General features: G+C 66.5%; 12 protein-coding genes. All 12 read left to right on the forward strand.

What is annotated here, in order from left to right; all coding sequences use genetic code 11:
* Window positions 1-16 precede the first annotated feature (16 nt).
* Entirely contained in the window at window positions 17-2,359 is a 2,343-nt protein-coding gene (gene nuoG, locus ACNI65_RS08795) for an NADH-quinone oxidoreductase subunit NuoG (RefSeq protein WP_416762446.1), read from the forward strand.
* Between the two features lie 13 nt (window positions 2,360-2,372).
* Entirely contained in the window at window positions 2,373-3,467 is a 1,095-nt protein-coding gene (gene nuoH, locus ACNI65_RS08800) for an NADH-quinone oxidoreductase subunit NuoH (protein ID WP_416762447.1), read from the forward strand.
* Window positions 3,458-3,970 (forward strand): NADH-quinone oxidoreductase subunit NuoI, encoded by a 513-nt coding sequence (nuoI, locus tag ACNI65_RS08805; RefSeq protein WP_416763597.1) that lies wholly within the window; start codon window positions 3,458-3,460, stop codon window positions 3,968-3,970. The genes nuoH and nuoI overlap by 10 nt, the downstream gene beginning before the upstream one ends.
* A 75-nt stretch (window positions 3,971-4,045) precedes the next feature.
* Complete coding sequence (locus ACNI65_RS08810; protein WP_416762448.1) at window positions 4,046-4,687, forward strand: NADH-quinone oxidoreductase subunit J; 642 nt, start codon at window positions 4,046-4,048, stop codon at window positions 4,685-4,687.
* Window positions 4,687-4,998 carry an NADH-quinone oxidoreductase subunit NuoK gene (gene nuoK / locus ACNI65_RS08815; RefSeq protein ID WP_067273420.1) on the forward strand — a complete coding sequence of 104 codons (312 nt, stop codon included), beginning with the start codon at window positions 4,687-4,689 and terminating at the stop codon, window positions 4,996-4,998. Before ACNI65_RS08810 ends, nuoK begins: the two co-directional genes overlap by 1 nt.
* A gap of 21 nt (window positions 4,999-5,019) precedes the next feature.
* Complete coding sequence (gene nuoL / locus ACNI65_RS08820; RefSeq protein ID WP_416762449.1) at window positions 5,020-7,068, forward strand: NADH-quinone oxidoreductase subunit L; 2,049 nt, start codon at window positions 5,020-5,022, stop codon at window positions 7,066-7,068.
* Window positions 7,069-7,086: 18 nt separating this feature from the next.
* Complete coding sequence (locus ACNI65_RS08825) at window positions 7,087-8,556, forward strand: NADH-quinone oxidoreductase subunit M (RefSeq protein WP_416762450.1); 1,470 nt, start codon at window positions 7,087-7,089, stop codon at window positions 8,554-8,556.
* A 12-nt stretch (window positions 8,557-8,568) separates the two neighbouring features.
* Window positions 8,569-10,035 (forward strand): NADH-quinone oxidoreductase subunit NuoN, encoded by a 1,467-nt coding sequence (gene nuoN, locus ACNI65_RS08830; RefSeq protein ID WP_416762451.1) that lies wholly within the window; start codon window positions 8,569-8,571, stop codon window positions 10,033-10,035.
* A gap of 41 nt (window positions 10,036-10,076) precedes the next feature.
* The gene (locus ACNI65_RS08835; protein WP_416762452.1) at window positions 10,077-10,412 is read left to right on the forward strand and encodes a DUF2818 family protein; all 336 of its coding nucleotides are present in this window, start codon (window positions 10,077-10,079) and stop codon (window positions 10,410-10,412) included.
* Window positions 10,393-11,052: an NUDIX domain-containing protein gene (locus ACNI65_RS08840; protein WP_416762454.1), complete on the forward strand. Its 660-nt coding sequence runs from the start codon at window positions 10,393-10,395 to the stop codon at window positions 11,050-11,052. Before ACNI65_RS08835 ends, ACNI65_RS08840 begins: the two co-directional genes overlap by 20 nt.
* Window positions 11,053-11,082: 30 nt before the next feature.
* Window positions 11,083-11,601: a DUF1178 family protein gene (locus ACNI65_RS08845; RefSeq protein WP_416762455.1), complete on the forward strand. Its 519-nt coding sequence runs from the start codon at window positions 11,083-11,085 to the stop codon at window positions 11,599-11,601.
* 195 nt (window positions 11,602-11,796) lie between these two features.
* Window positions 11,797-13,416 carry a gamma-glutamyltransferase gene (gene ggt / locus ACNI65_RS08850; protein WP_416763598.1) on the forward strand — a complete coding sequence of 540 codons (1,620 nt, stop codon included), beginning with the start codon at window positions 11,797-11,799 and terminating at the stop codon, window positions 13,414-13,416.
* The last annotated feature ends 3 nt before the right edge of the window (window positions 13,417-13,419 follow it).

Below are 13,419 nucleotides of genomic sequence, written 5' to 3' on the forward strand. Positions count from 1 at the left end.
GCCGCTGAGAAGAACTATGGTTGAAATCGAACTCGACGGCCAGAAGGTCGAAGTGCCCGAGGGCAGCATGGTGATGCATGCGGCCGAGAAGGCCGGCGCGTACATCCCGCACTTCTGCTATCACAAGAAGCTGAGCATCGCGGCCAACTGCCGCATGTGCCTGGTGGACGTGGAGAAGGCGCCCAAGCCGCTGCCCGCCTGCGCCACGCCGGTCACGCAGGGCATGATCGTGCGCACCAAGAGCGAGAAAGCCATCAAGGCCCAGCAGGGCGTGATGGAGTTCCTGCTGATCAATCACCCGCTGGACTGCCCGATCTGCGACCAGGGCGGCGAGTGCCAGCTGCAGGATCTGGCCGTCGGTTACGGCGCGGGCTCCTCGCGCTACACCGAAGAGAAGCGCGTGGTGTTCCACAAGAACGTCGGCCCGCTGATCTCGATGGAAGAGATGAGCCGCTGCATCCACTGCACGCGTTGCGTCCGTTTCGGCCAGGAGATCTCCGGCGTGATGGAGCTGGGCATGGCCCACCGCGGCGAGCACAGCGAGATCCAGACCTTCGTCGGCCGCACCGTGGACTCGGAGCTGTCGGGCAACATGATCGACATCTGCCCGGTCGGCGCGCTGACCAGCAAGCCCTTCCGCTACAGCGCCCGCACCTGGGAACTGTCGCGCCGCAAGAGCGTCAGCCCGCATGATTCGACCGGCGCCAACCTGATCGTCCAGGTCAAGAACAACGACGTGCTGCGCGTCGTGCCGCTGGAGAACGAAGCCGTCAACGAGTGCTGGATCGCCGACCGCGACCGCTTCTCGTATGAGGCGCTGAACAGCGACGAACGCCTGACCACGCCGATGCTCAAGCAGGGCGGCGAGTGGAAGTCCGTCGACTGGACCACCGCGCTGGAATACGTCGCCAACGGCCTCAAGCAGGTCAAGACCGAGAAGGGCGGCGCCGCGATCGCCGCGCTGGGCTCCGAGCACAGCACCGTCGAGGAACTGCACCTGCTGGCCCAGCTGGTCCGCGGCCTGGGCAGCGAGAACATCGACACGCGCCTGCGCGTGAGCGACGCCGCGCTGCGTGCCGCCGATGGCAAGGCGCTGTGGCTGGGCACGTCGATCGCGTCGCTGTCGACGCTGGACCGCGCCTTCGTGGTCGGCTCGTCGCTGCGCAAGGACCACCCGCTGTTCGCGCAACGCCTGCGCCAGGCCGCACGCCGCGGCGCGCAGGTGCTGTCGCTGAACGGCTCGGTCGAGGACTGGAAGATGTCCGTCGCCGCGACGATCGCCGCCGCGCCGTCGGCCTGGGTCGCTGAGATGGCCGGCGTCGCCGCCGCCATCGGCGCGGCCAAGGGCGTGAGCGCTCCTGTGGCTGGCACCGCCTCCGACACCGCCAAGGCCATCGCCGACGCGCTGCTGTCGGGCGAGCGCAAGGCCGTGCTGCTGGGCAACGCCGCCGTGCAGCATCCGCAAGCCGCGACGCTGCTGTCGCTGGCGACCTGGATCGCCGAGCAGACCGGCGCCACGGTCGGCCTGCTGACCGCCGCGGCCAACACCGTCGGCGCGCAACTCGTCCACGCCCAGCCGGGGCAGGGCGGTCGCACCGCGGCCCAGGTGCTGAACGACCAGCCCGCCAAGGCGCTGCTGCTGCTGAACACCGACCCGGTGCTCGACGGCGCGAACGCCGCCGCGGCCAAGAAGGCGATCAACGCGGCCGAGATGGTCGTCGTGATGAGCCCGTTCAAGACCGGCCCGGTCGTCGAGTTCGCCGACGTGCTGCTGCCGATCGCACCGTTCACCGAGACCTCGGGCAGCTTCGTCAACGCCGAAGGCCGCCTGCAGAGCTTCGTGGGCGTGGCCAAGGCGCGCGGCGAGAGCCGTCCCGCCTGGAAGGTCCTGCGCGTGCTGGGCAACCTGCTGAGCCTGCAAGGCTTCGAGTTCGACAGCTCCGAGCAGGTTCGCGCCGCGGCGCTGGGCTCCGAGCTCGATCTGGCGAACCGCCTGAGCAATGCGGTGTCGGCGCAGTCCGCTGCCGCCGCGCCGGTGCAAGGCCTGGAGCGCCTGACCACGGTCCCGATCTACGCGACCGACGCGCTGGTGCGCCGCGCCACCTCGCTGCAGCTGACCCGCGACGGCCGTGACGCCGCCGTGGCCTCGCTGCCGCAGCAGCTGTGGACCGAGCTCGGCCTGTCCGAGAACGCCGGCAAGGGCGCGCAAGTGCGCGTGACGCAGGACGGCGGCGAGGCCGTGCTGGCCGCGCAGCTCGACGCCACGCTGCCCGCCCATGTGGTGCGCATCCCCGCCGGCATCCCCGAGACCGCCGCGCTGGGCGCGTTCACCGGCGCGATCGCCGTGACCAAGGCCTGAGGACGAGACGACGATGGAAAACTTCTACAACGCCGGCGCCTCGATGCTGGGCATGGTCTGGCCGGTGATCTGGAGCCTGCTCAAGATCATCGCCGTGCTGCTGCCGCTGCTGGGTTGCGTCGCCTACCTGACGCTGTGGGAACGCAAGGCCATCGGCTGGTCGCAGATCCGTCCGGGTCCGAACCGTGTCGGTCCGCTGGGCCTGCTGACCCCGATCGCCGACGCCGTGAAGCTGATCTTCAAGGAGATCATCGTCCCGAGCGCCGCCAACAAGGGCCTGTTCTTCCTGGGCCCGATCATGACGATCATGCCGGCGCTGGCCGCCTGGGCCGTCGTGCCGTTCGGCCCGGGTGCCGCGATCGCCGACGTCAACGCCGGCCTGCTGTTCCTGATGGCCATCACCTCGCTCGAGGTCTACGGCGTGATCATCGCGGGCTGGGCGTCGAACTCGAAGTACGCCTTCCTGGGCGCGCTGCGCGCCTCCGCGCAGATGGTGTCCTATGAAATCGCGATGGGCTTCTGCCTGGTCGTGGTGCTGATGGTCACCGGCTCGATGAACGTCAGCGCCATCGTGATCAGCCAGGAGCAGGGCTGGTTCGCGTCGCACGGCGTGAACATCCTGTCGTGGAACTGGCTGCCGCTGCTGCCGATCTTCCTGGTGTACTTCATCTCCGGCCTGGCCGAGACGAACCGCCACCCGTTCGACGTCGTCGAAGGCGAATCGGAAATCGTGGCCGGCCACATGATCGAGTACTCGGGCATGTCGTTCGCGATGTTCTTCTTGGCCGAGTACGCCAACATGATCCTGGTGTCGGCACTGGCGGTGCTGATGTTCCTGGGCGGCTGGTCGGCGCCGATCTCGTGGTCGCTGCTGGGCATGGACACCCCGTCGTTCATTCAACAGACGATGGCGTTCTGGAACTGGTTCTGGCTCTTCGCCAAGACCTTCTTCGTCGTGACCTGCTTCCTGTGGGTGCGCGCCACGTTCCCGCGCTATCGCTATGACCAGATCATGCGTCTGGGCTGGAAGATCTTCATCCCGGTCACGCTCGTGTGGCTCGTGGTGGTGGGTCTGTGGATCCAGTCGCCGTTCAATATCTGGAAGTAATCCGAGGTACCGCTGTGAGCGCCATCAAGGACATCGTCAAGAGCTTCATGCTCACCGAGCTGCTGAAGGGCATGGCCCTGACCGGCCGGCATTTCCTCTCGAAGAACATCACGGTGCAGTTCCCGGAAGAGAAGACCCCGCTGTCTCCTCGCTTCCGTGGCCTGCACGCGCTGCGCCGGTATGAGAACGGCGAGGAGCGCTGCATCGCCTGCAAGCTGTGCGAGGCCGTGTGCCCCGCCATGGCGATCACGATCGAATCGGACGTGCGCGCCGACGGCTCGCGCCGCACGACGCGTTACGACATCGACCTGACCAAGTGCATCTTCTGCGGCTTCTGCGAGGAAAGCTGCCCGGTGGACTCCATCGTCGAGACCGACATCTTCGAATACCACGGCGAGAAGCGTGGCGACCTGTACTTCACCAAGGAAATGCTTCTGGCGGTGGGGGACCGGTACGAGCCGCAGATCGCAGCCAGCAAGGAGGCCGACGCCAAGTACCGCTGAGCGGTGCGCGGCGCCTGACCCTCGCGTGAGCGAGGGCAGGGGACCGCGACCGTCAGCCTGCTTGCAGGACATCACATGGACATCACTACCGCGCTGTTCTTCGTTTTCTCGGCCGTGCTGCTGGGCTCCGCGTTCCGTGTCATCACGGCCAAGAGCACCGTGCACTCGGCCCTGTTCCTGATCCTGGCCTTCTTCAACGCGTCCTGCCTGTGGATGCTGATGAAGGCCGAGTTCCTGGCCATCACCCTGGTGCTGGTCTACATCGGCGCCGTCATGGTGCTGTTCCTGTTCGTGGTCATGATGCTGGACTTCGAGTCCACCGCCGTGCGCGAGAGCGTCTGGAAGCACCTGCCGGTGGCCAGCCTCGTGGGCGCGCTGATCGCGCTGGAGATCGCGGCCGTGCTGATGGGCGGTTTCCGCGGCGTGGAGAACGCGCCCGAGATCGCCAACATGGCCAAGCTGGGCAACACCAAGCTGCTGGGCATCGAGATCTACACGAACTACCTGTTCCCGGTGCAGATCGCGGCGGTGCTGCTGCTCGTGGGCATCATCGCGGCGATCGCGCTGACGCTGCGCGGCCGCAAGGACTCGCGCAAGCAGGACGCCTCGCAGCAGGTCCGCGTCAAGAAGGCCGACCGCCTGAAGATCGTCAAGGTCGCCCCGACCGTCGAAGCCCCGTCCGTGCCGGTGGCTGAAAAGAACGAAGGAGCCGCGTGATGGGTGCGCTGAGCCTGAACCACTTCCTGATCCTGGGCGCGTTCCTGTTCGCGCTGTCGGTGATCGGCATCTTCCTGAACCGCAAGAACCTGATCGTGCTGCTGATGGCCATCGAGCTGATGCTGCTGGCGGTCAACATGAACTTCGTGGCCTTCTCGCACTACCTGGGCGACATGGCCGGACAGGTGTTCGTGTTCTTCATCCTGACCGTCGCGGCCGCCGAGTCGGCGATCGGCCTGGCGATCCTGGTCGTGCTGTTCCGCAACCGCAGCAGCATCGACGTGGAAGAGCTGGACGCCCTGAAGGGCTGACCGAGGGAAGCGAGAAAAACAATGTCTGCAACACTCTCTCAGAACATGCTGCTGGCGGTGCCGCTGGCCCCGCTCGCGGGTGCCATCGTGGCGGGCCTGTTCGGCAAGCAGGTCGGCCGCCGCGGCGCGCACATCGTCACCATCCTGGGCGTGCTGATCGCCTTCATCCTCTCGGCGATGACGCTGAGCGCCGTGCTGGATGGCGCGCGCTTCAACCAGACCGTCTATGAATGGATGGTGCTGGGCGGCCTGAAGATGGAAGTCGGCTTCATGATCGACGGCCTGTCCGCGATGATGATGTGCGTGGTGACCTTCGTCTCGCTGATGGTGCACATCTACACCATCGGCTACATGGAGGAAGACCCCGGCTACCAGCGCTTCTTCAGCTACATCTCGTTGTTCACCTTCAGCATGCTGATGCTGGTGATGGCCAACAACATGCTGCAGCTGTTCTTCGGCTGGGAAGCGGTGGGCCTGGTGTCCTACCTGCTGATCGGCTTCTGGTACACGAAGCCCACGGCGATCTTCGCCAACATGAAGGCCTTCCTGGTCAACCGCGTGGGTGACTTCGGCTTCATCCTGGGCATCGGCCTGCTGGTGGCCTACGGCGGCTCGCTGAACTACACCGAGACCTTCGCCAAGTCGGCGGAGCTGGCCAAGATCGGTTTCGCCAACCCCTTCGGCGGCGAGAACTGGATGATGCTGAGCGTGGCCTGCATCTGCCTGTTCATCGGCGCGATGGGCAAGTCGGCGCAGTTCCCGCTGCACGTGTGGCTGCCGGACTCGATGGAAGGCCCGACCCCGATCTCGGCGCTGATTCACGCGGCGACGATGGTGACGGCCGGCATCTTCATGGTGTCGCGCTTCAGCCCGCTGTTCGAGCTGTCGGACACCGCGCTGAACTTCGTCATGATCATCGGCGCGATCACCGCGCTGTTCATGGGCTTCCTGGGCATCATCCAGAACGACATCAAGCGCGTCGTCGCGTACTCGACGCTGTCGCAGCTGGGTTACATGACCGTGGCGCTGGGCGCGTCGGCCTACTCGGTCGCCGTGTTCCACCTGATGACGCACGCGTTCTTCAAGGCGCTGCTGTTCCTGGGCGCGGGCTCGGTGATCATCGGCATGCACCATGACCAGGACATCCGCAACATGGGCGGCCTGCGCAAGTACATGCCCATCACCTGGATCACGTCGCTGCTGGGTTCGCTGGCGCTGATCGGCACGCCGTTCTTCGCGGGCTTCTACTCGAAGGACTCGATCATCGAGGCGGTGCACGCGTCGCATCTGCCGGGCGCGGGCTTTGCATACGTCGCGGTGGTGGCCGGCGTGTTCGTCACGGCGTTCTACAGCTTCCGGATGTACTTCCTGGTTTTCCACGGCAAGGAACACTTCCACCACAAGCCCTTCCCGGGCGAGCACGACCATCATGACGATCACGGCCATGGTCACGACCACACGCCGCATGAGTCGCCCTGGGTGGTGACGGTGCCGCTGATCCTGCTGGCGATCCCGTCGGTGGTGATCGGTTACCTGACGATCGGCCCGATGGTGCACGGCGAGTTCTTCAAGGACGCGATCTTCGTGAACCACGAGGTCCACCACGCGATGCACGAGCTGGGTGAAGAGTTCCACGGCGCGTTCGCCATGGCGCTGCACAGCCTCCAGACGCTGCCGCTGTGGCTGGCCGTGGCCGGTGTCGCGGTGTCGTACTGGTTCTACATGATCAGCCCGGCCATCCCGGCCGCGATCGCGCGTATCTTCCGCCCGGTCGTGACGATCCTCGAGAACAAGTACTACATGGACTGGTTCAACGAGAACGTGCTGGCACGCGGCGCGCGCCTGATCGGTACCGGCCTGTGGAAGGCCGGTGACCAGGGCGTCATCGACGGCGTGCTGATCAACGGCTCGGCGCGCACGGTGGGCGGTGTCGCCGGCCTGGTGCGGCTGATCCAGACCGGCCACCTGTACTGGTACGCGCTGGTGATGATCCTGGGTGTCGTGGGTCTGATGACCTGGCAGCTGTGGCCTTACATGGGGCCCCAATTCAAGGCCCTGTTCGGCCTCTGACGCGGGCGGAGAATAAGAATGTTGCTAAGTCTGTCCATTTGGCTGCCCATCGTCTGCGGTGGCCTGCTGCTCGCGCTCGGACGCGACAACAACGCCGGCGCGGTGCGCTGGATGGCGCTGGTCGCCGCGCTGCTGTCCTTCCTGGTGACGCTGCCCCTGATCTCGGGCTTCGACACCACGAGCGCGGCCATGCAGTTCGTCGAGAACCACGCCTGGATCGAGCGCTTCAAGATCAACTACCACCTGGGCGTGGACGGGATCTCGATGTGGTTCGTGCCGCTGACGGCCTTCATCTCGATCATCGTGGTGATCGCGGCGTGGGAAGTCATCGACACGCGGGTGCACCAGTACATGGGCGCCTTCCTGATCCTGTCGGGCCTGATGATCGGCGTGTTCTGCGCGCTCGACGGCATGCTGTTCTACGTGTTCTTCGAGGCCACGCTGATCCCGATGTACATCATCATCGGCGTGTGGGGCGGTCCTCGTCGCGTATACGCGGCCTTCAAGTTCTTCCTGTACACGCTGGCCGGCTCGCTGCTGATGCTGATCGCGCTGCTGTACCTGTACAACCAGTCGGGCAGCTTCGAGATCCTGGCGTGGCACAAGCTGCCGCTGCCGCTGTCGGCGCAGACCTTGCTGTTCTTCGCCTTCTTCGCGGCCTTCGCGGTGAAGGTGCCGATGTGGCCGGTGCACACGTGGTTGCCTGACGCGCACGTGGAAGCCCCGACCGGTGGCTCGGTGGTCCTGGCGGCCATCATGCTGAAGCTGGGTGCCTACGGCTTCCTGCGCTTCTCGCTGCCGATCGCGCCGGATGCGGCCCGTCATTACGACTGGTTCATCATCGGCCTGTCGCTGATCGCGGTGATCTACATCGGCCTGGTGGCGATGGTGCAGCGCGACATGAAGAAGCTGGTGGCCTACTCGTCGGTCGCGCACATGGGCTTCGTGACGCTGGGCTTCTTCATCTTCAACGAGCTGGGCGTGGCCGGCGGCATCGTGCAGATGATCGCCCACGGCTTCGTGTCGGGCGCGATGTTCCTGTGCATCGGCGTGCTGTACGACCGCGTGCATTCGCGTGAGATCGCCGACTACGGCGGCGTCGTGAACACGATGCCCAAGTTCGCGGCGTTCGCGGTGTTCTTCGGCATGGCCAACTGCGGCCTGCCGGCGACCGCGGGCTTCGTGGGCGAGTGGATGGTGATCCTGGGCGCGGTGGGGCACAACTTCTGGATCGGCCTGCTGGCGGCCACGGCGCTGATCTTCGGCGCGGCCTACACGCTGTGGATGATCAAGCGCGTGTACTTCGGTCCGGTGACCAACGACAACGTCCGCCACCTGACCGACATCAACGGACGCGAGTTCCTGATGCTGGGCGTGCTCGCTGCGGCCACGCTGTTCATGGGCGTGTATCCGAAGCCCTTCACCGACGTGATGCACCCGTCCGTGGACGCGCTGCTGAAGCACGTGGCCGTGTCCAAGATCCAATAAGGACCCAACACAATGAACGACATGAACTGGGTCGCGGTCTATCCCGAAATCCTGTTGCTGGTGCTGGCGTGCGTGGTCGCGCTGGTGGACCTGTTCGTCACCGACCCGCGTCGCACGCCGACCTACTGGCTGACGCAGCTGAGCCTGGCCGTGGTGGGCGCGATGCACTTCGCGGCCATGGGTCAGCCGCAGGTCGAGGCCATGCAGGGCATGCTGGTGGTGGACTCGCTGAGCCACCTGCTGAGCGGCTTCAGCGCCTTCGCGCTGATCATCACGCTGGTCTACGCGCGTCCGTACGCCGAGTCGCGCGAGCTGCTCAAGGGCGAGCTGTTCACGCTGAGCCTGCTCACGCTGCTGGGCGTGAACGTGATGGTGGCGGCCAACAACTTCCTGACCGTCTATCTGGGTCTGGAGCTGATGAGCCTGTCGCTGTACGCGCTGACCGCGCTGCGTCGCGATCACACGATCTCGACCGAGGCGGCGATGAAGTACTTCGTGCTGGGCGCGCTGGCGTCGGGCTTCCTGCTCTACGGCCTGTCGATGATGTACGGCGCCACGGGTTCGCTGTCGATCCCGCGCGTGGCCGAGGTGATCGCCTCGGGCACCGTCAACAAGGGCGTGCTGGTGCTGGGCGTCGTGTTCGTCGTCGCCGGCCTGGGCTTCAAGCTGGGCGCCGCGCCGTTCCACATGTGGGTGCCGGACGTCTACCAGGGCGCGCCGACCGCCGCGACGCTGCTGATCGGCGGCGCGCCCAAGCTGGCCGCGCTGGGCATGACGCTGCGCCTGCTGGGCGACGGCATGATCGACCTGGCCCGTGACTGGCAGCAGATGATGCTGGTGATGGCGGTGGCCTCGCTGGTCGTGGGCAACCTGGCCGCGATCGCGCAGACCAACCTCAAGCGGATGCTGGCGTACTCGACGATCTCGCAGATGGGCTTCGTCGTGCTGGGCCTGGCCTCGGGTGTGGTCAACGGCGACACCGCGCTGGTGCAGAACGCCTACAGCTCGTCGCTGTTCTACGCGATCACCTACGTGCTGACGACGCTGGGCAGCTTCGGCCTGATCATGCTGCTGTCGCGCCAGGGCTTCGAGTCCGAGCAGATCAGCGACCTGGCCGGCCTGTTCAAGCGCAGCCCCTGGTACGCGCTGGTGATGGCGATCTACATGTTCTCGCTGACCGGCATCCCGCCGATGGTGGGCTTCTACGGCAAGCTGGCCGTGCTGCAGGCGATGATCGCGACCGGCCAGTCGCTGTACCTGTGGCTGGCCGTGATCGCGGTGATGCTGTCGCTGATCGGCGCGTTCTACTACCTGCGTGTCGTGAAGGTCATGTTCTTCGATGAACCGGCCGACACGAGCCCGCTGAACGCCCCGGCCGACGCGCGCATCGTGATGTCGCTCAACGGTGCCGCCGTGCTGGTGCTGGGCCTGGTGCCCAGCGGCCTGCTCGCGCTGTGCGCCCGCGCGCTGGCGCCCTGAGCGCCTGACACACATCACTTCACGGGACAGGACTCGGCACGATGGAGCAGGGCACATCGGTGTGGGCGGTGCTCGTGGTCGCGTTGATCGCGGCCAACGCGCCTTACCTGAGCTCGCGCATCCTGCTGGTCGGGCCGCGCCGTGATCCCAAGGCCGCCGGCTGGCGGCTGCTGGAACTCTTCCTGCTGGCGCTGATCACGCTGGTCGTGGGCTTCGGACTCGAGTCCCGCCTCGGCCAGCGCGCGCCTCAGGGATGGGAGTTCTATGCCGCGGCGTTGGCGCTGTTCGTCACGCTCGGCTTCCCGGGCTTCGTGTGGCGCTACCTGCGCCGCTCGCGGTCCAAGGTGCGAGAGTTCGATGACGAAGAAGCTGCCTGAGGCCCTGCGCCCCGATGCCGACGACGTGATCGGCATTCCCCCGGCCCCGGACGCCGACCCCCACCTGCGCGAGACCCCGCTGCGATCCGACTGGATCCTGCGGGGCAACTTCCTTCAGGTGAAGCGCGATCATGTCGCGCTCCCCAATGGCCGTGAGGCCACCCGCGAATACGTGCGCCATCCCGGCGCCGCCGTGGTCGTGCCGCTGCTGGACGACGGCCGCGTGCTGCTGGAGCGCCAGTACCGCTACCCGCTGGGCCGCGTGGTGCTGGAGTTCCCCGCCGGCAAGCTGGACCCCAACGAATCCCCGCTGCGCTGCGCCATTCGCGAGCTGCGCGAGGAAACCGGCTACAGCGCGCGCGAGTGGGCCTACGCGGGCGTGACCCACAACGCGATCGCGTATTCCGATGAGCGCATCGAGATCTTCTTCGCCCGTGGCCTGAGCCTGGGCGAGCGCCGGCTCGATGACGGCGAGTTCCTCGACCTTCTCCCGGTCGAAGAAGACGAACTGGACCGCATGGTGGCCGATGGCCGGCTCACGGACGCCAAGTCCATGGCCTGCCTGCTGTGGCTGCAGCGCTGGCGCGCCGGCGCCTGGACGCTGGACTGGATGTCCGCGGACGAGGCCTCGAGCCGCTGACCGCTACCCGCCAAGCGCTAGCATCGGACCATGCTCGTCCTGAACCTGGCCTGCGAGACGGGCCATTCCTTCGAAGGCTGGTTCGCGTCGTCGACCGACTTCGAATCGCAGCAGCAGCGCGGTCTGCTGAGCTGCCCCCTGTGCAACAGCGCGAACGTTCGGCGCATGCCGAGCGCGCCGCGCTTGAACCTGTCGCACGCCTCGACGCCCCCCACGCCCTCGACGCCTCCCTCGCGTCCGACGGCCTCGGTGTCTTCCGTGTCCGCGACGCCTGCGCGTCCGAGCTCGAGCGCCGACGGTGAGGCGGTGCCCGCGATCGCCATCGAGCTGCAGAAGCAGGTGATGCAGGCGGTGCGCACGCTGATCGCCAAGACCGAGGACGTGGGCGACCGATTCGCCGACGAGGCGCGCCGCATCCATTACGGCGAGGCCAAGGAGCGTGGTATCCGCGGTCACGCGACGCCCGACGAGGCGCGCGAACTGGCGGACGAAGGCATCGACATCGTCGCACTGCCGGTGCCCGATGCGCTGAAAGACCCTCTCCAGTAAGGACCTGACCCCGAGCGGGATTGCGGGTGACGCCATGACCGGTGTCGAATGGCCCGTCGCATCCTCAGAGGAATCAGGTTCATGAAGACTTTCCGATTGCTGGTCTGCGCCGCGGCGGCGTGCGCGTCCCTGTCCTTCGCGCCGGTCGATCCCAGCTTCGCTGCGTCGTCCGCGCCGGTCGCCGCGCCCAACGGGATGGTGGTGACCGCGCAGCATCTGGCCACGCGCGTGGGCGTGGACGTGCTCAAGGACGGCGGCAATGCCGTCGACGCGGCGGTGGCCGTGGGCTACGCGCTGGCGGTGGTCTATCCGGCCGCGGGCAACCTGGGCGGCGGCGGCTTCATGACGATCCAGCTCGCTGACGGCCGCAAGACCTTCCTCGACTTCCGCGAGAAGGCGCCGCTGGCCGCCACGGCCAACATGTACCTCGACAAGGACGGCAACGTCATCAAGGGCCTGAGCACGCATGGGCACCTGGCGGTGGGCGTGCCGGGCACGGTGTCGGGGCTGGAGTACGCACGGGAGAAGTACGGCACGATGAAACGCGCCGCGCTGATCGCACCGGCCATCGCGCTGGCCGATCGCGGCTTCGCGCTGGACCAGGGCGATGTCGACATGTTCCAGACCGCGACCAAGGACTTCGAAGCCGACGCGGCCTCGGGCGCGATCTTCCTGAACAAGGGCAAGCCCTTCCAGGCCGGCGACAAGCTCGTGCAGAAGGACCTGGCGAAGACGCTGCGCGAGATCGGCGCCAAGGGCACGGACGGCTTCTACAAGGGCTGGGTGGCCAAGGCGCTGGTGGACTCGAGCCAGTCAGGCAAGGGCATCCTGACGCAGGCCGATCTGGACCAGTACAAGACGCGCGAGCTCGCCCCGATCGAATGCGACTACCGCGGGTATCACGTGGTGTCGGCGCCGCCGCCGAGCTCGGGCGGCGTGATCATCTGCGAGATGCTCAACATCCTGGAGGGCTATCCGTTGCGGCAGCTGGGCTGGGGATCGGCGCAGGGCACGCATTACCAGATCGAGGCGATGCGCCATGCCTACGTGGATCGCAACAGCACGCTGGGCGATCCGGACTTCGTGAAGAACCCGCTGCAGCGGCTGCTGGACAAGGACTACGCGGCCCGGATCCGCGCGGCGATCGATCCGACGAAGGCGGGCGTGTCCAAGGACCTGAAGCCCGGTGTGCCGCCGCATGAGGGCAGCAACACCACGCATTACTCCATTGCCGACAAGTGGGGCAATGCGGTGTCGGTGACCTACACGCTGAATGACTGGTTCGGCGCGAAGGTCACCGCGGCGAAGACGGGCGTGCTGCTGAACAACGAGATGGACGACTTCACGTCCAAGGTCGGCGTGCCCAACATGTACGGGCTGGTGCAGGGCGAGGCCAACGCGATCGCCCCAAGCAAGCGGCCCTTGTCGTCGATGAGTCCGACCATCGTGACGAAGGACGGCAAGCCGGTGATGGTGGTGGGCACGCCGGGCGGCAGCCGCATCATCACGGCGGTGCTGCAGACCATGATCAACGCGATCGACTTCGACATGACGGTGCAGGAGGCGGTGGACGCGCCGCGCATCCACCAGCAATGGCTGCCGGACCTGACCAACGTCGAGCCCTACGCGCTGTCGCCCGACACGAAGCGGCTGCTGGAGGGCATGGGGCACAAGCTCGGCGCGCCGCATCCGGCGAATCACCTCGCGGCGATCATCATCGGCGCGCCCTCGCTGAACGGGAAGCCGGTGGGCAACAACCGCTTCTACGGCGCCAACGATCCGCGGCGCAACACGGGCTTGGCGGCGGGGTATTGATCC

The sequence above is a fragment of the Roseateles sp. So40a genome, assembly GCF_048081605.1.
Classification (GTDB): Bacteria; Pseudomonadota; Gammaproteobacteria; order Burkholderiales; family Burkholderiaceae_C; genus Roseateles.